15 protein-coding genes are annotated in these 20,649 nt (G+C 67.6%); 6 read left to right on the forward strand and 9 right to left on the reverse strand.

The window, feature by feature from the left end; translation table 11 throughout:
- Window position 1: 1 nt before the first annotated feature.
- The 4 genes from AB4850_RS28760 to apbC all read right to left on the reverse strand — a co-directional run bounded on the left by AB4850_RS28760 (window position 2) and on the right by apbC (window position 4,788).
- A complete protein-coding gene (locus tag AB4850_RS28760) occupies window positions 2-2,281 on the reverse strand; it encodes an Orn/Lys/Arg decarboxylase N-terminal domain-containing protein (RefSeq protein ID WP_414442813.1) in 2,280 nt (759 codons plus the stop codon).
- Between the two features lie 86 nt (window positions 2,282-2,367).
- Window positions 2,368-2,937, reverse strand: coding sequence for a dCTP deaminase (gene dcd / locus AB4850_RS28765; RefSeq protein ID WP_414442814.1), 570 nt, complete (start codon window positions 2,935-2,937; stop codon window positions 2,368-2,370).
- Window positions 2,938-3,044: 107 nt separating this feature from the next.
- Complete coding sequence (locus AB4850_RS28770) at window positions 3,045-3,575, reverse strand: superoxide dismutase family protein (protein WP_414442815.1); 531 nt, start codon at window positions 3,573-3,575, stop codon at window positions 3,045-3,047.
- 124 nt (window positions 3,576-3,699) lie between these two features.
- Window positions 3,700-4,788: an iron-sulfur cluster carrier protein ApbC gene (apbC, locus tag AB4850_RS28775; RefSeq protein ID WP_414442816.1), complete on the reverse strand. Its 1,089-nt coding sequence runs from the start codon at window positions 4,786-4,788 to the stop codon at window positions 3,700-3,702.
- Window positions 4,789-5,133: 345 nt separating this feature from the next.
- Between apbC and AB4850_RS28780 the strand changes: the two genes are divergently transcribed.
- Both AB4850_RS28780 and metG read left to right on the forward strand, forming a co-directional pair.
- Window positions 5,134-5,784: an OmpA family protein gene (locus AB4850_RS28780; RefSeq protein ID WP_414442817.1), complete on the forward strand. Its 651-nt coding sequence runs from the start codon at window positions 5,134-5,136 to the stop codon at window positions 5,782-5,784.
- Between the two features lie 458 nt (window positions 5,785-6,242).
- The gene (gene metG / locus AB4850_RS28785) at window positions 6,243-8,393 is read left to right on the forward strand and encodes a methionine--tRNA ligase (protein ID WP_414442818.1); all 2,151 of its coding nucleotides are present in this window, start codon (window positions 6,243-6,245) and stop codon (window positions 8,391-8,393) included.
- Between the two features lie 49 nt (window positions 8,394-8,442).
- On the opposite strand, the gene AB4850_RS28790 is transcribed toward metG, so the two are convergent.
- Together AB4850_RS28790 and AB4850_RS28795 are read right to left on the reverse strand one after the other, a co-directional pair.
- Window positions 8,443-12,768: a translocation/assembly module TamB domain-containing protein gene (locus AB4850_RS28790; RefSeq protein ID WP_414442819.1), complete on the reverse strand. Its 4,326-nt coding sequence runs from the start codon at window positions 12,766-12,768 to the stop codon at window positions 8,443-8,445.
- 22 nt (window positions 12,769-12,790) lie between these two features.
- Window positions 12,791-14,473: an autotransporter assembly complex protein TamA gene (locus AB4850_RS28795; protein ID WP_414445642.1), complete on the reverse strand. Its 1,683-nt coding sequence runs from the start codon at window positions 14,471-14,473 to the stop codon at window positions 12,791-12,793.
- Between the two features lie 377 nt (window positions 14,474-14,850).
- Between AB4850_RS28795 and AB4850_RS28800 the strand changes: the two genes are divergently transcribed.
- The 4 genes from AB4850_RS28800 to panD all read left to right on the forward strand — a co-directional run bounded on the left by AB4850_RS28800 (window position 14,851) and on the right by panD (window position 17,502).
- The gene (locus AB4850_RS28800) at window positions 14,851-15,039 is read left to right on the forward strand and encodes a DUF3460 family protein (RefSeq protein WP_414442820.1); all 189 of its coding nucleotides are present in this window, start codon (window positions 14,851-14,853) and stop codon (window positions 15,037-15,039) included.
- Between the two features lie 4 nt (window positions 15,040-15,043).
- Window positions 15,044-15,910, forward strand: coding sequence for a segregation and condensation protein A (locus tag AB4850_RS28805; protein ID WP_414442821.1), 867 nt, complete (start codon window positions 15,044-15,046; stop codon window positions 15,908-15,910).
- A gap of 320 nt (window positions 15,911-16,230) precedes the next feature.
- The gene (gene panC / locus AB4850_RS28810; RefSeq protein ID WP_414442822.1) at window positions 16,231-17,070 is read left to right on the forward strand and encodes a pantoate--beta-alanine ligase; all 840 of its coding nucleotides are present in this window, start codon (window positions 16,231-16,233) and stop codon (window positions 17,068-17,070) included.
- Between the two features lie 45 nt (window positions 17,071-17,115).
- Window positions 17,116-17,502, forward strand: a complete 387-nt coding sequence (panD, locus tag AB4850_RS28815) for an aspartate 1-decarboxylase (protein WP_414442823.1) — start codon at window positions 17,116-17,118, stop codon at window positions 17,500-17,502.
- 115 nt (window positions 17,503-17,617) lie between these two features.
- Here panD and AB4850_RS28820 read toward each other — a convergent pair whose 3' ends face one another.
- The 3 genes from AB4850_RS28820 to AB4850_RS28830 all read right to left on the reverse strand — a co-directional run bounded on the left by AB4850_RS28820 (window position 17,618) and on the right by AB4850_RS28830 (window position 20,632).
- Window positions 17,618-18,259 carry a ParA family protein gene (locus tag AB4850_RS28820; protein WP_414442824.1) on the reverse strand — a complete coding sequence of 214 codons (642 nt, stop codon included), beginning with the start codon at window positions 18,257-18,259 and terminating at the stop codon, window positions 17,618-17,620.
- Between the two features lie 310 nt (window positions 18,260-18,569).
- Complete coding sequence (locus AB4850_RS28825; protein ID WP_414442825.1) at window positions 18,570-19,001, reverse strand: DoxX family protein; 432 nt, start codon at window positions 18,999-19,001, stop codon at window positions 18,570-18,572.
- Window positions 19,002-19,120: 119 nt separating this feature from the next.
- Window positions 19,121-20,632, reverse strand: coding sequence for a cobyric acid synthase (locus tag AB4850_RS28830; protein WP_414442826.1), 1,512 nt, complete (start codon window positions 20,630-20,632; stop codon window positions 19,121-19,123).
- Window positions 20,633-20,649 lie beyond the last annotated feature (17 nt).

Raw genomic sequence — 20,649 nt, forward strand, 5'->3', positions numbered from 1 at the left:
GTCAGTCGCGCACGCAATCGACGTAGTACTCGACGCGCCCGTTCACTTCCTCGGCCACCAGCCCGTGCACATCGGTATGGAAGCCCGGGAAGCGCTCGTTGAAGTCGCGCGCGAACCGCAGGTAGCTGACGATGGTCGCGTTGAAGCGCTCGCCCGGGATCAGCAGCGGAATGCCCGGCGGGTACGGCGTCAGCAGGATGCTGGTGACGCGGCCTTCGAGTTCGTCGAGCGGCACGCGGTCGATCTCGCGGTGCGCGAGCTTGGCGAACGCGTCGGACGCCTTCATCGCCGGCTCCATGTCCGACAGGTACATCTCGGTCGTCAGGCGGGCGATGTCGTTGGCGCGGTACACGTCGTGGATCTGCGCGCACAGGTCGCGCAGGCCCACGCGCTCGTAGATCGGATACTGCGCGACGAATTCCGGCAGCACGCGCCACAGCGGCTGGTTGTTGTCGTAATCGTCCTTGAACTGCTGCAGCTCGGTCACCATCGAGTTCCAGCGGCCCTTCGTGATGCCGATCGTGAACATGATGAAGAACGAGTACAGGCCGGTTTTCTCGACGATGATGCCGTGCTCGGCCAGATACTTCGTGACGATCGCGGCCGGGATGCCCGTTTCGCCGAATTCGCCATCCACGTCGAGCCCCGGCGTGATGATCGTCGCCTTGATCGGGTCGAGCATGTTGAAGCCTTCGGCCAGATTGCCGAAGCCGTGCCAGCGGTCGTTCGGGCGCAGGATCCAGTCCTCGCGCGAGCCGATGCCTTCGTCCGGCAGCGTGTCCGGGCCCCACACCGAGAAGAACCAGTCGTCGCCGTATTCGGCATCGACCTTGCGCATCGCACGGCGGAAATCGATCGCCTCGGCGATCGACTCCTCCACCAGCGCCGGGCCGCCGGGCGCCTCCATCATCGCGGCCGCGACGTCGCACGAGGCGATGATCGCGTACTGCGGGCTGGTGGAGGTGTGCATCAGGTAAGCCTCGTTGAAGCGATGCTTGTCGAACGTGCGGTTTTCCGAATCCTGCACGACGATCTGCGAGGCCTGCGAGATGCCGGCCAGCAGCTTGTGCGTGGAGTGCGTCGCGAACACCAGCGAACCGGTGCGCGGGCGGCCCGCGCCGATCGCGTGCATGTCCTGGTAGAACTCGTGGAATTCGGCGTGCGGCAGCCACGCTTCGTCGAAGTGCAGCGTGTCGAGCAGATCGCCGAGCAGATCCTTGATCTGTTCGACGTTGTAGATCACGCCGTCGTACGTGCTCTGCGTGATCGTCAGGATGCGCGGCTTCGCGTTCGGGTTCTTCTTCAGCGCCTCGCGCGCGAACGGGTTCGCCTCGATCTTCTTGCGGATGTTTTCCGGCTTGAATTCGTCGCGCGGAATCGGGCCGATGATGCCGAAGTGATTGCGCGTGGGCGTCAGGAACACGGGAATCGCGTGCGTCATGGTGATCGCATGCAGGATCGACTTGTGACAGTTGCGGTCGACCAGCACGATGTCGCCCGGCGCCACGGTGGCGTGCCAGACGATCTTGTTCGAGGTGGACGTGCCGTTGGTCACGAAGAACAGGTGATCGGCGCTGAAGATGCGCGCGGCGTTGCGCTCGGACGCAGCCACCGGCCCGGTGTGGTCGAGCAGCTGGCCGAGTTCGTCCACGGCGTTGCACACGTCGGCGCGCAGCATGTTCTCGCCGAAGAACTGGTGGAACATCTGGCCGAGCGGGTTCTTCAGGAACGCCACGCCGCCCGAGTGCCCCGGGCAGTGCCACGAGTACGAACCTTCGTCGGCGTACTTGACCAGTTCCTTGAAGAACGGCGGCGCCAGCGAATCGAGGTACACCTTGGTTTCGCGGATGATGTGGCGCGCGACGAACTCGGGCGTGTCCTCGAACATGTGGATGAAGCCGTGCAGCTCGCGCAGCACGTCGTTCGGGATATGGCGCGAGGTGCGCGTCTCGCCGTACAGGAAAATCGGAATGTCGGCATTGCGGCGGCGCACTTCGGTCACGAACGCGCGCAGCTCGATGATCGCCGTGGCCAGTTCGGGCAGCTCGCCGTCCGGGCCGGTTTCGCCGAGCATCAGCTCGTCGTCGTCGATCGACAGGATGAAGCACGACGCCCGGCTCGACTGTTGCGCGAACGACGTCAGATCGCCATAGCTCGTCAGACCGTTGACCTCGACGCCCTCTTTTTCGAGCGCTTCGGCCAATGCGCGAATGCCGGAGCCCGAAATGTTCTCGGAGCGGAAGTCTTCATCGATGATGACGACGGGGAAGCGAAACTTCATGGGCGAATCTCCAAAAAGAACGACCGCGGCGCGTCAAGCGCAGCGGTCACCCGGTAACCGGTTGGCAAAACGTGTATCCAACCAGATCAGGTTTTCGGCAGCGTGACACCACGCTGGCCCTGGTATTTGCCGCCGCGATCGGCGTAGGACACTTCGCACACTTCGTCGCTCTCGAAGAACAGCACCTGCGCGACGCCTTCGTTCGCGTAGATCTTCGCCGGCAGCGGCGTGGTGTTCGAGAATTCGAGCGTCACGTAGCCTTCCCATTCGGGCTCGAACGGCGTGACGTTGACGATGATGCCGCAACGCGCGTAGGTCGACTTGCCGAGGCAGACGGTCAGCACCGTGCGCGGAATGCGGAAATATTCGACGGTGCGGGCCAGCGCGAACGAATTCGGCGGGATGATGCACACATCGCCCTTGAAGTCGACGAACGAGCCTTCGTCGAAGTTCTTCGGGTCGACGATGGTCGAATTGATGTTGGTGAAGATCTTGAATTCGTCCGCGCAGCGGATGTCGTAGCCGTAGCTCGAGGTGCCGTAGCTGACGATCCTGCGGCCGTCCTCGGACTCGCGCACCTGACCGGGCACGAACGGCTCGATCATCTTGTGTTGTTCGGCCATGCGCCGAATCCACTTGTCGGACTTGATGCTCATAAGAAGGCGCCAGATAAGGCTACAGATCGGGGTCGCGCCACCGGGCATGCCCGGTGGCAAGGAAAGGCGCACATTTTACGCGATCACGGCCGGCGCGCGAGCTTGCGTCACGGCCTGACGACGCCACACGCCAGGCCGGGGCCGGGGCCGTGCTGCGGGAAGGCGGGGTCGCCCGCGTCGCGGTGGATCAGCACCGAGCGGCCGAACACCGAGCGCACGCCGTCGAGCGCCACGTCGGGCGCGACGATGAAGCCGGCGGCGACGCCGTTGGAATCCGCGTGGATATTGCCGAGATCGCCCGCCACCCGCGCGCCGGCGCGCAGCCGGTCGGCCGAGGGCGCGAACACCGGGCCGGCGCTGGCGCCGTCCACGGCGTTGCAGTCGCCGCGGTCGTGCACCTGCAGCGCGTGATCGGTATCGGGCGGCAAGCCGACGAAGTTGTAGGACACCTGCACGCCGTCGGGGCGCTCGACGAAGGTCAGCGCGCCGCGCGTCTGGCTGCCGAACGTGGGTTGCAGCAGCGCGGTGGCGCGCTTTTCGTGGGTCGACGCGAAGGACGTGCAGCCGTTCAGCACGACCATCGCGGCCAGGACGGCGAGCGCGGTAGCGCAGGCCGTCCCGTCGAATCGTTGTTTCATGCGATCCTCACGCCGGCGCACGCGCCGGATAAGCGCGCCCGCAGGCCTGAAAAAAGGGGGACCAGGGGAAAGTCGCCATCATACCCCGGGTTCCGGCGCGCGAAACAGCGTGGCGGCCCGGGTTTTACGTATTCTGAACCACGATCGACGGAAATTTCGACGTCATGTCCTTCGAACGCTCCGCGATCGCGATCGCCACCTTGCGCGCGATCTCGCGATAACGCGCCGCCACGGCCGAATCGGGCGCGGCCACCACGGTGGGCGTGCCGCTGTCGGCCTGCTGGCGGATCGCGATGTCGAGCGGCAGGCTGCCGAGCACCGGCGCGCCGTATTCGGTCGCCATCTGTGCCGCGCCGCCCGAGCCGAAGATGTGCTCTTCGTGCCCGCAGTTCGAGCACACGTGAATGCTCATGTTCTCGACCAGCCCGAGGATCGGGATGCCGACCTTCTCGAACATCTTCAAGCCCTTCTTGGCGTCGAGCAACGCGATGTCCTGCGGCGTGGTGACGATCACCGCGCCCGTCACCGGCACGCGCTGGGCCAGCGTCAACTGGATGTCGCCGGTGCCCGGCGGCATGTCGACGATCAGGTAATCGAGGTCGCGCCAGTTGGTCTGTCGCAGCAATTGTTCCAGCGCCGAGGTGGCCATCGGGCCGCGCCAGACCATCGGGTTGTCCTCGTCGATCAGGAAGCCGATCGAGTTGGCCTGCAGGCCGTGGCCCATCATCGGGTTCATCGACTGGTTGTCGGGCGACTCGGGGCGGCCCTGCACGCCGAGCATGGTCGGCAGCGACGGGCCGTAGATGTCCGCATCGAGGATGCCGACCGTGGCGCCTTCCTGGGCCAGCGCGAGCGCCAGGTTGACGGCGGTGGTGCTCTTGCCCACGCCGCCCTTGCCCGAGGCCACCGCGACGATGTTCTTGACGTTCGGCAGCAACTTCACGCCGCGCTGCACGGTGTGCGTCACGATGTCCTGCTCGACCGCCACGCGCGCCGCGCGCACGCCCGGCACCCGAGCCAGCGCCTCGGCCATGCACTGGCGCACCGCCTCGTGCTGGCTGCGCGCCGGATAGCCGAGCACCACCGTCAGCGTGACGGTGTCGCCATCGATCGCGACGTCGCGAATACCCTTGCCCGCCGCGTAGGGGCGGTTCGTGTTGGGATCGACGAGCGCCGCGAGCGCGGCGTCGACAGTGGCCCGTTCAATACTCATCGAAACTCCGTGGAATCGTGGTTCACCATGCCGCGCGAGGCGTGCCGCGCAGCCGGCGATGCTGCCGTCGCCACGCCGTCAATCCTCTGACGAGAGCGCGGCAGGCAAGAAAAGTGAAAGAATTTATTGCACGTCATTGCGCGAAAACGGCCGGGGCGCAATGATCGCCAGCGGTGCACCTCGGGGCCACATCGGCCCCGCAACGCCTATATTGTAGAGGCTGGACGCTGCTTCGTCCGAACAGCCTTGGTCTCGAACGGGGCATGCAGCCTGCCGGCGGCGTCTCGTTGCCGAGGCGTCGCACCGCGTAGTGACCGACTCGTTCAATTCAGAGAGGAACTCGACATGAATACCAAAATCGCGACGCGCTTGTCCGTCTTCGCTATTGCCGGCGCGCTGCTCGCCGGTTGCGCCTCCCCGCAGGGCAACAACACCGCGGTCGGCACCGGTGCCGGCGCCGCGCTCGGCGCCGGCATCGGCGCGCTGGCGGGCGGCGGCAAGGGCGCGGCGATCGGCGCCGGCATCGGCGCGCTGGCAGGCGGCGTGACCGGCTACAACTGGCAGGCGATCAAGAACCGCATCGCCCCGTCGGCGCAACGCACCGGCACGCAAGTGACGGAACAGCCGGACGGCTCGCTGAAGCTGAACGTGCCGAGCTCGGTGACGTTCGCAACCGATCAATACGCGATCACGCCGGCCTTCGCGCCGCTGCTCAACGATCTGTCTTCCTCGCTGAACCAGAACCCGCAGATCACCGCGGCGGTGGTGGGCTACACCGACAGCACCGGCTCGGCCGCGCATAACCAGACGCTGTCGCAGAACCGCGCGCAAAGCGTCGTGACGGCGATGGTGCAGCGCGGCGTTAACGGTGGCCGCCTGTCGGCCCAGGGCATGGGTGCCTCGAACCCGGTGGCCGACAACGCCACCGAAGCCGGCCGCGCCCAGAACCGCCGCGTCGAAATCTACCTGCGCGCGCCGCAGCAACCGCAACAGTAACGACACGCGAGGCACACCGGGCAAGGACTTTGGGCTAATCGGCGCCGATTCGAAGAAATTTCGAACTTATTGATTTTGCCTTGGTCTTTCCTTACGGTACGCGTCTGTTGCATTGCAGATGCGTCACCATTCTCCTCTTGTCGTTGTTGCTCCGGGGCACCAGTCGCCCCGGTTTTTTTTGCCTGAAATTCGGCTGCTGCCCTGCAACAATTTCCGCGTCGCGCGCATACGGAAAGCCATTCGAAAGACTGTTGCGGCGATGTCCGCGCGATGCACGAATTCAACCGATTTCGGTTTGAATCGCACCGAATCCAGCGAAAAATCCACGACACGATGGCGGCGGCACCGTTCGGGCCACCCGCGCCACGATCGATTGTGTCGTGCCTGCTAGAATCGCAGGTTCCAACGCGTTTCCCCCCGTACCATGCCGCGCCCGCCGCGGCTTTCCTGACGACCCTATGTCCGCATCCGATCTCAATACCGTGCCGGCCGGCGCTCCCGCGAGCCGCCGCCAGATCCTCGTCACGTCCGCCCTGCCCTACGCCAACGGGCAAATCCACATCGGCCATCTGGTCGAGTACATCCAGACGGACATCTGGGTGCGGACGATGCGAATGCACGGTCACGAGATCTATTACATCGGCGCCGACGACACGCACGGCACGCCGATCATGCTGCGCGCCGAACAGGAAGGCCTGACGCCGCGGCAGCTGATCGAGCGCGTCTGGGGCGAGCACAAGCGCGATTTCGACAGCTTCGGCGTGTCGTTCGACAATTTCTATTCGACCGATTCCGAGGAAAACCGCGTCCTCAGCGAGAACATCTACCTGGCGCTGAAGCAGGCCGGGCTGATCGCCGAGCGCGACATCGAGCAGGCCTACGATCCGGTCAAGGAAATGTTCCTGCCGGACCGCTTCATCAAGGGCGAGTGCCCGAAGTGCCACGCCAAGGATCAATACGGCGACAACTGCGAAGTGTGCGGCTCGACCTACCTGCCGACCGATCTGCTGAATCCGTACTCGGTGGTGTCGGGCGCCAAGCCGATCCGCAAGACTTCCACGCACCACTTCTTCAAGCTGTCCGATCCGCGCTGCGAATCGTTCCTGCGCGGCTGGGTGGGCGGCCTCGCCCAGCCCGAAGCCACCAACAAGATGCGCGAATGGCTCGGCGACGACGGCGAAGCCAAGCTCGCCGACTGGGACATCTCGCGCGACGCGCCCTACTTCGGCTTCGAGATCCCCGGCGCGCCGGGCAAGTATTTCTACGTCTGGCTCGATGCGCCGGTGGGCTACTACGCGAGCTTCAAGAACCTGGCCGACAGGCTCGGCCTCGATTTCGACGCGTGGACGCGCCCCGGTTCGAACGCCGAGCAGTATCACTTCATCGGCAAGGACATCCTCTACTTCCACACGCTGTTCTGGCCGGCGATGCTCGAATTCTCGGGCCATCGCACGCCGACCAACGTGTTCGCGCACGGTTTCCTGACCGTCGACGGCGCGAAGATGTCGAAGTCGCGCGGCACCTTCATCACGGCCAAGAGCGTGATCGACACCGGCCTGAACCCGGAATGGCTGCGCTACTACTTCGCCGCGAAGCTGAACGCGACGATGGAAGACATCGATCTGAACCTCGACGATTTCCAGGCGCGCGTGAACAGCGACCTGGTCGGCAAGTACGTGAACATCGCGAGCCGGGCGGCGAACTTCCTGTTCAAGCGCTTCGGCGGCCGCGTGCAGGACAGCGCGATGAACCACCCGCTGATCGCCTCGCTGCGCGACGCGATCCCGCAGATCGCCGCGCACTACGAAGCGCGCGAATACGGCCGCGCGCTGCGCCAGACGATGGAGCTGGCCGACGCGGTGAACGTCTACGTGGATACCGCCAAGCCGTGGGAGCAGGCCAAGGATCCGGCCAACGCCGTGGCGCTGCATGAAACCTGCAGCGTGAGCCTCGAATCGTTCCGCCTGCTGTCGCTCGCGCTGAAGCCGGTGCTGCCGAAGCTGGTGGAATCGGTCGAACGCTTCCTCGGCATCGCGCCGCTGACCTGGGCCGATGCGGCCACGCCGCTGTCGTCCACGCAACCGGTCAATGCGTATCAGCACCTGACCACCCGCGTCGATCCGAAGCAGATCGAGGCGCTGCTGGCCGCCAACCGCAGCTCGCTCGCCCCGGCGGCCGAAGCCGGCGCGGCCGCCACGGCTACCGCCAAGGACGGCAAGGACGCGAAGAAGAAGCCCGCCAAGGAAGCCGCCGCGCCGGCCGGCGACGGCATCATCTCGATCGACGATTTCACGAAGATCGACCTGCGCATCGCGAAGATCGTCGCGTGTCAGGCCGTGGAAGGTTCGGACAAGCTGCTGCAGCTCACGCTCGACGTCGGCGAGGAACAAACCCGCAACGTGTTCTCGGGCATCAAGTCCGCCTACAAGCCGGAGGATCTGGTCGGCAAGCTGACGGTGATGGTCGCGAACCTCGCGCCGCGCAAGATGAAGTTCGGCATGTCGGAAGGGATGGTGCTGGCGGCTTCGTCGAAGGACGAGAACGCCGAACCGGGCCTGTATATTCTCGAGCCGCACAGCGGCGCGAAGCCGGGCATGCGCGTGAGCTGACGCCCGGCGCCGGCCCTGCAAAAAACCCGCTCGTTGCCGAGCGGGTTTTTTATTGCCTGCGCCCCCGCGCCCACCACCACTTGTCGAAGCGCCGCGTGTAGTTCAGATCCACGCCCTGGAACGTCCCGCCGTACGCCGACACGGCCCAGAACCGCGACAGGTTCAGCGTCGCCTTGAACGCGTTGCTGGCCGACTGCAGCCCCTGCTCGTAGCCGAGCACGAAGCGCTCGTTGATCGCCTTCGAGATCTGCACCACCTGCGGATCGGTCAGGCCCACGTCGCTGCGGCCCACCGTGAACTCGTCGAGCCCCACCGTCTGCGCGATGCGCTTGCCGCTCGCGCTGCCCAACAGCGCGAGCGCGGTGGTCATGGTGTTCTGCTGGCCGAGGTTGTTGCCGGTGTCGGTGCCATGGCCGAACAGCAGCCACGACAGCTTCTCGTTGTCGGTCACGTTCGGCTCGGATACCAGCTTCGCGGTGGGTGCCTGCACGGTGCCGGTCACCTGCACGCCGGCTTCCACCTCCTGGTTGCGGCGCATCGCGAGGATGTTGATGCCGGGGTTCGAGATCGGCCCGTTGAACGTGAAGAAACCGTTTTCGATCGACAGCTTGCGGCCGAACGTCGAGTAGGTCGAGCCTTCGGTCACGCGCACGTTGCCGACCGCGCGCAGCGGATTGCCCGGCGCGCTCATCACGGTGATGGTGCCGCGCAGGCCGAGATCGGCGCCATGCCCCTTGAACCGGAAGCGGTCGCCGAGGTCGATGTCGATGTTGGCGCGCGGGCCGAGCGCGGGTGCGGGCTTGTCGGCAACCGACTTCGGCAGGCCGGCCGCGTTCTTCGATTCGCCCGGCACTGTGCCGTCGGGCCGCACGATCACGACGTCGTCGGACAGCGACGGCGCCGACGATTCTGGCAGGTCGAACAGCGCCTGGTCGACGGCGAACTTGCCGTCGATCGCGAGCTGGCCGCGCGGGCCGTCGTTCTTGATGCTGGCGCTGCCCGACAGCGACAGCTTGCGGTCGGGCGAGGCGAACAGTTCGAGCTTGTCGGCCACGATGCTGGCCTTCAGGTCGGGCGCGTTGCCGTCGAGCCGCACCTGGCCGAGCGCGCGCAGCGTGCCGTCGGCGCCGTGGAACTCCACCTGCTGGAACTCGACGAGATTGTCGGTCAGCTTGACGCGGATGATGCCGTCCTTCAACTGCACGCCCTGATCGACCACCGTGACCGACAGCTTGTCGCCGGTCAGGTCGCCCGACAGATCGGGCTTGGCCGGCGTGCCGGCCACCGTCAGCTTCAGCGCGGCACGGCCATCGAACAGGTAGCTCGGCCCGAGCAGGCCGCCGGTGGTGCGCAGCGCGGGCACGTCGACGGCGATGTTGCCCGACAGCGGCCCGTTCTCGGCCACGCCGATGGTGCCGTCGTTCATCGCGAACGGGATGCCGAGCGTGGCGTCGGCGGTGCCGATCCGGCTTGCCTTCGCGTGCAGCGTGGCGTTCAGGCGGTTGCCCGCGCCGAATTCGGCGCGCGCGTTCAGGTCGGTGATGCCGAGCGAGGCGATGCCGCGCCCGGCCTCGATCGTCACGTCGCCCGAGCGGCGGCGAATCTGCACATGCCCGCTGGCCGTATTGGCGAGCGACAGGTCCCAGTCGCCGTCGAGCACGAGATCGGTGCGCACCGGCGCGCGCTCGCCGGTCAGGAATTCGCGCACCTGCAACGCGCGCGCGATCGACAGGTTGGTCAGCGTGCCGGCCGTGCGCAGCGCGCCGTGATCCAGCACGAAGCTGCGCAGGTCGAGCACCGCGCCCTCGATCGTCAGCTTGCTGGCGCCGAGCACCACGCGGCCCGCGCCGGCCGACACGGTGAGCGGCGCGTCGAGCGATACCGCCGGCGTGCCGCGGTTGACGAGCTGCGAGACGGTGCCGTCCCAGCGGCTCGCGCCGCCCGCTTCGATCAGGCCGCCGGCCGCCGCCACGTGCAGGTTGATGACGCGGCCGTCGGCGCTGCCGAGCGCGGTGGCGTCAAGCGTGTGTTTCGCGCGCGTGCCGTCGAGCTTGGCCTTGACCGATTTCAGGTCGAGCGAGCCGAGCGCCAGGTCGTTCGCATCGACGCTGAACGCCAGCGCGCCGTTCGCGCCGTCGCGAATCTCGGCACTGCCCTGCGCCGAGCCGATCCGGTTGCTGCCGATCACCACGCCGGTGGCGCGGTAGTCGGCGGCAAGGTTCGGATGCGCGATGCTGCCGGTCAGCTCGCCGTGCGCCGACACCAGCCCTTGCAGGCCGAAGCCGAGACGCTCGAGTTGCGGCGCGTCGATCGCGAAGCGCAGCCGGTCGCCGGGTGCGCCGAAGCTGCCGTTCAGCGAGACGCGATTGCCGGCCACCGACAGGTCGGCCGTGCTCGGCAGCAGGCGCATGCCGGCCACCTGCAAGGTGCCCTGCCCGGTCATCGGCACGCCGTCGTAGACGCTCTCGCCGAGCTTGAACTGAAGCTTGCTCGACAGCGCCGGCGCGAGCGCACCGGTGGCGGTCAACGTGCCGTTCACGCGCGCATCGACCGGGCGGCCGGCGGGCTTTGCCGCGGCCTTCACCGCCGGCTTGCCGCCCTTGGCGACCGGGGCGCTTTTGGCGGCCGGCGTCAGCGTCGAGAACGCCAGCGGGTTGAAATCGACGAGCGCGGCCTTGAGGTCGTAGCTCGACGTCTTGTCGTGCTTGAGCACGCCGCTCAGATCGACACGGCCCTTGCCGGCCGACACGCGCGCGCGCTTGATCGTGGTGGCGTTGGCGTCGGTCGTGACGTCGGCGCTCAGGCCGAGCGCGAGCTTCGGGTCCTTGAGATCGACGGTGGCGCGCTGCGAGCCGTTGTCGAGCGTCACGGCGACCGGGCCGCCGAGCCGCATCGGCCGCACCGCGCTGGAGAACAGCGTCGGATCGAGGTCGGCGACGTTCAGGTCGAAGCGGCCGCGCGGCGAAGCCAGCGCGCCGCCGCCCGTCACGCTGCCGTTGCGCAGCAGGCGCAGCGCGAAATCGTCGATGCGTTGGGCGTGGGCGTCGAGGTGGAGGTTCGCGTGGATGTCGACCAGCGGCAGCTTGCCTTCGGCCAGCGTGCCCGGCTTCGCGTTGACGATGGCGAGCTTGCCGACCACGACGAGCGCGCGCGAGTTCGCGGTGGACACGGCTTGAGGCCCGCTGGCGCTGGAAGCGAGGCTGGCCGCTGCTTGCGATTGGACTTGCGCATGTGCAGCCGACGCAGCGGATGCCCCGGCCGACGCAGCCGACGCAGCCGACGCGGCCGACGCAGCCGAAGCTCCGGAAGCTCCGGAAGCGCCAGAAGCCCCGGAGGCCTCCGAAGCCATGATCGCCGCCAGCGCCTTCGCCGACACGCTGTCGTTCGCGTCGACCGCCGCCTCGCCCGCCGGGGCGAGATCGGCACGAATGCTCAGGTCGGCCTCGGGCGCGCTCGGCACCAGCACGCGCGGGTTCACGTGATCGAACGCCAGCGTGGCGCGCGTGAGCGGCACCGCGCCGAACGGCGCGGCCTCGATATGCGCGCGCCCGGCCAGCTTCATCCCCGATGCGTCGAGATCGACGCCGAGCGCCTCCAGCGAGCCGGACAGCGTGGCATGCGCATCGACCTGCTCCTTCGACACCTTGCCCGAGTAGGTAGCCTCACCTTCGATCGCGAACGGCCGCTGGCCGTCGAGCCGCGCGTTCGCGCTCACCGCGCCGAACGGCGTGTCGAGCCGCTCGACCGCCAGCGTATGGTGACGGCCGTCGCTGTCGCCGTGCAGCAGGAAATGCGACAGCTCGGTCGTGGAACCGGCCTGGTGGATGCGCAGCGTATCGAAACGCACCTCGCGCAGCACCAGTTGCAGCGGCAGGTTCAGGTTCTGCGGCAGCACGGTCGGCGTGGTGCTCGGCGGCGACGGCACGACGCTCACGTCGATCGTGCCGGCCCGCAGGTAATCGAGCGTGAAGCGCAGCGGCGCGCGCGTCAGCGCCCAGCGCGCCTCCACCCGGTCGATCCGCACGTCGGTGCCGGTGCCGCCCGGCGACAGCCAGGCCAGCCTGTCGATCCGCACGCCGTGCGCGAGCGAGCCGCCTTCGAGCGTGCCGGCCAGCCGGCCGCCCAGCACCGAGACCGCCGTGTTCCAGGCCAGCCGCGTGCCGCGCTCGGTCAGCACGGCGGCGGCCAGCGCTCCCACCAGCAACACCACGAGCAGCACCAGCACGCCGGCCGTCCAGGCCAGCGCGCGGCCGGGCCGGCCCCGGCGCCGGTTCGATGCGGGCGGCTCGGTCGACGGCGGCTGCGGCGGCTCGCCCGGTGGCGGGCCGCCCGGCGTGGCGCCGGCCGGCGGTACGGTGGAATCGTCCTTCGTCATGCTGGAATCCGGAAAACCCTGGTCAGAATGCAATGCCGAGCGTCAGGTACGGACGCACGCTGCGGTTGCGGATGCCGTAGGCCAGGTCGACATTGACCGGCCCCACCGGGCTGCGCCAGCGCGCGCCGACGCCCACGCCCTGATAGAACACCTTCTCGCCCCAATCGTCGGTCGCGGTGCCGAGATCGTAGAAGGTGGCCATGCCCCAATCGTGGTTGAACCAGTGCTGGTATTCGGCGGTGGCGGTCATCAGGTATTTGGTCGGCAGCACCGAGCCGTCGACGTTGTTGCCGATGCTCTGATAGCCGTAGCCGCGCACCGAGTTCGAGCCGCCCGCGCGGAACAGCAGCGAGGCCGGCACGCCGGCCGACCCGCCGCTCGTGAACACGCCGCCCAGCTCCGCGCGGAACAGCACCAGATCGCGCTTGCCGACCGGCAGGTATTGCTGGCCGCGTGCATAGCCGCGGATGAAGGTCTGGTCGGTCGCCACGCCCTTGATCGCGAAGCCGGCCTCGGCGTGGATCAGGTTGCCCGAGCGCGGGAACAGCGGATCGTCGACGTTGCGGCGCGTCCACGACCATTGCGGCACCAGCGCGCGGCTGGTGGTCGGGCCGGCGGCGTTCTGGTCGAGCCGGTCCTGGTAATACATGATCGAGTACGTGTAATCGATGTTCTGGCTGGTCTTGGTGCGCTGCACGCCGAGCCGCGCACTGTAGATCCGCACATCCGACACGTTGGTGTTGGTGTACGACGCCAGCACGCTGTTGGTCCACGCGTGCGGGCTCGGCGGCATCGACAGCTGCACCTGCCCATATTGCTGGATCTGGTCGATGCGCCCCGAGATCTGCAGCGGCCAGGCGCGGCCGAACGTGTCGAGATAGGTGTACGAACCCTGCACGTGCGGCCCGGTGTCGGTGGCATAACCGACCCCGCCGCGCACGCTGTTGTACGGATACTCGCTGACCTTCACGTGCACCGGCGTCTGGTCAGGCTTCGACGTGTCGTCGCCGACATCGATCGCCACGCTCGCGTAATACGGCGTGTTCTGCAATTGCCGCTGCAGTTCGTTGATGCGCTGCACGTCGTAGATCTCGCCCACTCCGAGCGGATCGACGTTGTCGATGATCTGCCCCGGGTAGCGGCGCACGCCCGACACGTCGAGCTTGCCGATCGTGAAGGTCGGGCCGCTGTCGTATGTGACCGACAGCTTCGCCGTGCGCGTGCGCGGATCGATGCGCGCCTGCGAGGCGAGGATCTTCGCGCCGAGATAGCGGCGCGATTGCAGTTGCCGCAGCGCCGCGTTCTTCGCGTCGTCCCAGCCCGATTGCGTGAACGGTTCGCCCTCGTGCAGCGAGAACGCCAGCCGCGCGGCCGTCTCCTGTTTCGGATCTTCGGTGCCCACCGGGCCGTGGAATTGCAGATCGACGCCCGACACGTCGGTTTGCGGCCCCGGATCGACCTTGATCGTTACCGAGCGCTTGCCGTCGCGCGTGCGCACGTCGGTCGACACCACCGGCGAGAAATAGCCGGCCGTGGCCGTCAGGTCGCGCACCTGTTGCGGCGTGGCGGTAATCAGGAACTCGAACTGGTCGTCGGAGATATCGTCGCGCTTGGCGAAGCGCGACAGGTCGAGATGCTGCTTGAGCAGGCTGCGCACCGAGCGCGGCGCGTCGATGTTCACCTCGAACTTGGCCCAGGCCGGCATCGCGAACGCGGCGGCCAGGCAGCCGCCGAGCGTGAGCCTGGCCAGGCGCGGCAGCGACAGCAACGAAGGGGACGGCCGCAAGGCCGTGCGAGCGCATGCGGCCGCGCACCCGGCGCGACGCTCGTCTGGTGGAATGGCCAGCCCTGTCAAATACCGCCCCCTCGAGGATAGATCGGATAAAAGCCCACATTTGACCACAGCGCCATCGCGCTTCCGTGGGCAAAGCTTGAAAGATGTTCAAAAGTCCTGACGTTCGGGCAAGCTGCGCATTCGACGCGGATTGGCGCCGGCTGTTCCCGCGATGCGGTAAAATCCCGCCATCCCCACCTCGGGCGGCCCGCGAACGCGCGGCTGGCCTGTCCAGAACGGAATCCACCATGTCGTATCAGTCCGACGTCACGCAATTTCTGAACCAGCTCAAGCAACAGAAGCCGGCGCTCGAAGACGAACAGCGCAAGGGCCGCGCGCTGCTGTGGGACAAGCAGCCGATCGACCTCGACGAACGTTCGGCCCAGCAAACCTCGCGCGTCAAGCAAACGTCCTACGTCTACTACCAGAACTTCTGATCCCGTGAGCGCCGCCGACGAGGCCGCCCGGCCGGAAGACGCACTCGCCGCGCGCGCCGGCGTCGATACGACGCCCGACACGGTCGACGGCATCGCGGCCTTCGCACGCCTGTACGGCGAGCCGCTCTTCAAGCTGCCGCAGGATCTCTACATCCCGCCCGATGCGCTCGAGGTGTTCCTCGAAACCTTCGAAGGCCCGCTCGACCTGCTGCTGTACCTGATCCGCAAGCAGAACTTCAACGTCCTCGACATTCCGATGGCCGAGGTCACCGCGCAGTATCTGGGCTACGTGGATCAAATCCGCGAGTCGAATCTCGAACTGGCGGCCGAATACCTGCTGATGGCCGCGATGCTCATCGAGATCAAGTCGCGCATGCTGCTGCCGGTCAAGAAGGCCGACACCGGCGACGAAGCCGAGGATCCACGGGCCGAGCTGGTGCGCCGCCTGCTCGAATACGAGCAGATGAAGCTGGCCTCGCAGCGGCTCGACCAATTGCCGCAGCTCGGCCGCGATTTCCTGCGCGCCGATGTCTATATCGAGCAGAGCATCACGCCGCGCTTCCCCGACGTCGATTCGGACGACCTGCGCGCCGCCTGGGCCGACGTGCTCAAGCGCGCCAAGCTGGTTCAGCATCACAAGATCTCGCGCGAGGAACTGTCGGTGCGCGAGCACATGAGCCTGATCCTGCGCCAGTTGCAGAACGTGCGCTTCATGGAGTTCGCCGAATTGTTCGACACCTCGCGCGGCGTGCGCGTGGTGGTGGTCAACTTCATCGCCATGCTCGAACTCGCGCGCGAATCGCTCATCGAGATCACCCAGCCCGAACCGTTCGCGCCGATCTACGTGCGGCTCGCGTACCTGCCCGCCTGAACCCCGCCGTCCCGCGCGGCGCGGCCAGCCCGGTTTTGCGGGGCGGCCGACGTGCCCGGCGGCCTCGCCCCTGCCTCGTTCGATCCCGCGCCAGCCTCCGTTGCCCGGCCGCGAAACGCCGCGCCGATCGGCCCATCTCCCGGCCAATAACAGAATAAAAAGCGAACGATCGTGCGTTTATCGATGCGTCGCAACGGCAAATCCTCTACAATCGCCGACGCTCGCCACCCCGCCCGGTCGCGGGCGAACCGTTCGATCACGACGCCGCGCCCCCGCGCGGCGGCAACGCGCCACTCGCGCGAGGAACCGCCTTACCGATCATGAAAGTCATCAGCACGATCCAGGAGTTGCGCGACCAGTTGCGCGGCCAGAACCGGACGGCCTTCGTGCCGACCATGGGCAACCTGCACGAAGGCCACCTGTCGCTGATGCGGCTCGCGCGCCAGCACGGCGACCCGGTGGTCGCGAGCATCTTCGTGAACCGGCTGCAATTCGGCCCGAACGAGGATTTCGACAAATACCCGCGCACGCTCCAGGACGATATCGACAAGCTGCAGAACGAAGGCGTCTACGTGGTGTTCGCGCCGACCGAGCGCGATCTGTATCCGGAACCGCAGGAATACCGCGTGCAGCCGCCCGACGACCTCGGCGGCATTCTGGAGGGCGAGTTCCGCCCCGGCTTCTTCACCGGCGTGTGCACCGTCGTCACCAAGCTGATGGCCTGCGTGCAGCCGAAGGTAGCCGTGTTCGGCAAGAAGGATTACCAGCAACTGATGATCGTGCGCCGCATGTGTCATCAGCTGGCGCTGCCGGTGGACATCGTGGCCGCCGAAACGGTGCGCGACGAGGACGGCCTCGCGATGTCCTCGCGCAACCGCTTCCTGTCGGCCGCCGAGCGCGCCGAGGCGCCCGAGCTGGCGCGGGCGCTGCACCAGGTGCGCGACGCGATGCTGGGCGGCGCGCGCGATATCGCCCGGGTCGAGACGGCCGCCCGCGAGGCGCTGGCCGCACGCGGCTGGCAGCCCGACTACATCTCGGTGCGCCGCCGCGCCAACCTGGTCGCGCCGAGCGCCGAGCAGCTCGAAGCCGGCGAACCGCTGGTGGTGCTGGCCGCCGCCAAGCTGGGCGCCACGCGCCTCATCGACAACCTCGAAATCTGACGGCCGACGGCCGCCGTTTCTGCCCAACCCGCATCAGGACACGCCATGCAGCGTCACATGCTGAAATCGAAGATCCACCGCGCCACGGTCACGCACTGCGAGCTGCACTACGAAGGCTCGTGCGCGATCGACGAAGATTTGCTCGAAGCGTCGAACATCGTCGAAAACGAACGGATCGACATCTGGAACATCAACAACGGCGAGCGCTTCTCGACCTACGCGATCAAGGGCGAGCGCGGCAGCGGCATGATCTCGCTGAACGGCTCGGCCGCGCGGCGCGCGCAGCTCGGCGACCTGGTGATCATCGCCGCGTTCGCGGTGGTGGACGAGGCCGACCTGAAGGCCGGCTGGAAGCCGGACCTGGTGTTCGTCGACGAGGCCAACAAGATCAAGGGCAGCCGCGATCACGTCCCGACCCAGACCTGGACCTGAACCGGCGCGGTATTCGGCCGGCCGCCCCCCAAGAAAAAACCCGTCGTCCTCGCGGACGGCGGGTTTTTTTTGCTTTGTGAAGCGGAACACGCGGCGGCCGGCAAACCGGCCCGGCTCAGTCGCCCTTGGCCGGTTTCGCCTGCGCCCATTCGACGATCGGCTGCCACTGTTCGAGATCCTTTTCGACGCGGCTCCTGGCGACATCCCACAGCGTCAGGCCATGCGCGGCGAGCTGGACGTAGTTCTGCGTGTCGCGCACGTAGCCGAGCACCGGCAGCTTCAGGCCCTCGACAAAGCGCTGGAGCTGTTCGGCCGAGCGCGTGCGCGCATCGACGCGCATGCCGACGATGCCGACCTGCACATGCCCCTTGCGCACGGCCTTTTCGGTGGCCAGGCGTTCGAGAAATTGCTGGGTCGCGAGAATATCGAACATCGACGGCTGGAGCGGCACGATCACCTTGTCGGCCAGATCGAGCGCGACGTCGAGCCGGTTGCCGTGCAGGCCGGCCGGCGTGTCGATCACGGCGTATTCGAGGCCGCGCGGCGGCTTGGCCGGCGAGGAGGGATCGAGCGCCCAGGCCTCGATCGCCGGCAGCGTGGCCGGCCGCAGGCCGAGCCAGCCGTGCGAGGATTGCTGGCGATCGAGATCGGCCAGCGCCACCCAGGCGCCCTGGGCCGCGAAAAAGCCCGCCAGATTGGTGGACAGCGTGCTCTTGCCGACGCCGCCCTTCGGATTTGCCACCACGATCACCGTCATGTACACCCCCGGAATGCCACGCGGCGCCGGTGGGGGCGCCGCGAAAAGTTGCGGATACAGGGAGCGATGATATCGGCAAAACGCCCTGCACCGTGATGGCGCGAGGCGTTTTGCCGATCGGACGAGGCGCGGGCCGGCGAAGCCGGTGCCGACGCTTGAGCTTCACGGGCCGGCCAGCGAAGCGGGTGAGGACGCGTGAGCTTCACGGCCCGGCCGGCGAAGCGGGCGCCGACGCCTGAGCCTCACGGCCCGGCCAGCAAAACGGGTGCCGACGCGTGAGCCTCAGGCCCGCCGCGCCGGCCCCGCCCGCTCAGGCCGCGTGCCGCGCCGCGGCCGGGTTCGCCCCGGCCCGCTTGCCGCCGAGCGCATAGGCGCCCGCGCCGAGCAGCGCCTGCACCGCCAGCGCGGCCGCCCAGAACGCCGGGTATTCCCAGCCGCCGTTCGGCGACGCGAAGCCGAAGCCGTTCGGGAAATGCGCGTGCGCGGCGCCGAGCATGAACGGCAGCAGCACGATCGCCGCGATCCGAACCTGAATACCGGTCAGCAGCGCGAGCCCGCCGAGCAATTCGACGGCCGTCGTCAGGTACGCCAGCCAGCCCGGCAGGCCGAGCGAGACGAAGAACTGCGCGGTGCCCGGCAGCGTGAACACGAACACCTTCTGGGCGACGTGGGCGAGATACCAGATGCCGAGCACCACGCGCAGCAGCGTGGCGCCCAGGTCGGCGGATCGGTTGGGATTCATGGCGAACTCCTGTTTCGGATGGGATGGAGCGAACTGTATTCGAACCATGACAACCGAAAAATCGCCAACCAGACTTAAATTACTTCCCAACAGGAATCAATCGAGCCGCCGCGCCAGCCTCACGCAAATGCGCCGAACACGCGGTCGAGGTCGAGATGCGCGCCGAGCGTATCGGCCAGCCGCTCGATCGACGCCTCGCGCAGCGCGGCCCAGTCCACCGCTTCGGCGCCATCGAGCCCGGCCCAGTCGAGCAGCGCGGCGCAGGCGGCCGGCGCATCGAACAGGCCGTGCACGTAGGTGGCGAGGATCTGGCCATCGGCCGAGCGCGCACCGTCGCCACGCACGCCGTGCTCGCCGTGAGGTGGGTCCAGCAGCAGCGCCGGCGCATCGAGCGCCGGACCGCGCGTCTCGCCCATGTGGATCTCGTAGCCGGCCACGTTCGCGCCGCCGTCGGCCAGGTGGCCGGTGACGTTCACGAGCGTCTTGCGCGCCAGCAATTCGGTCTCGAAATCGAGCAGCCCGAGCCCGTCGACACGGCCCGGCTCGCCCTCGACGCCGTGCGGATCGTCGATGCCGCGCCCGAGCATCTGCATCCCGCCGCAAATGCCGATCACCTTGCCGCCGTAGCGCAGGTGCCGCTTCAGCGCGGTATCCCAGCCGTTCGCGCGCAGCCATGCCAGATCGCGCTGCACGCTCTTGGAGCCGGGCAGGATCACCAGATCGGCGGCCGGAATCGGGCCGCTCTTCCAGTAGCTGAAATCGACGCGCGGATGGGCGCGCAACGCGTCGTAATCGGTGTGGTTGCTGATGCGCGGCACGGCCGGCACCACCACCCGCAGCACCCCGGCCGCGCGGTCGGAGGCCTCGGTGCGCGCGAGGCTCGGCAGCATGTCCTCGGCGTCGAGCGCGAGCCCGTGCAGATACGGCACCACGCCGAGCACCGGCTTGCCGGTTTGCGCCTCCAGCCAGTCGAGGCCGGGCTTCAGCAAGGCCGGATCGCCGCGAAAGCGGTTGATGACGAAGCCGCGCACGCGCGCGCACTCGCTGTCGGACAGGCACGCGAGCGTGCCGAGCAGATGCGCGAACACGCCGCCGCGATCGATGTCGGCCACCAGCACCACCGGGCAATCGACGCGCTCGGCGAACCCCATGTTGGCGATGTCGCCCTCGCGCAGGTTGATCTCGGCCGGGCTGCCCGCGCCTTCGACGATCACCGCGTCGTAGCCGCCGCGCAGGCGCCCGAACGATTCGAGCACCGCCTGGAAGGCCACCGGCTTGTAGGCGTGATAGGCCCGCGCGTCGAGATTGGCGCGCGCATGGCCGTGGATGATGACCTGCGAGCCGCGATCGCTGGTGGGCTTGAGCAGCACCGGGTTCAGGTCGGTATGCGCGGCAATGCCGGCGGCCAGCGCCTGCAGCGCCTGCGCGCGGCCGATCTCGCCGCCGTCGATCGTCACCGCGCTGTTGAGCGCCATGTTCTGCGGCTTGAACGGCGCGACGCGCCCTCCCGCACGCCGCACCAGCCGGCACAGCCCGGCCACCAGCGTGCTCTTGCCGGCATCGGAGGTGGTGCCCTGGATCATCAGCGCGCCGCGCGGAAACGGGGGAAGCGGGCGATCGGGAGCGGTCATGGTGCGGGGCGGCCAGG

It is taken from the genome of Burkholderia sp. 22PA0106, assembly GCF_047497155.1.
Lineage (GTDB): Bacteria > Pseudomonadota > Gammaproteobacteria > Burkholderiales > Burkholderiaceae > Burkholderia.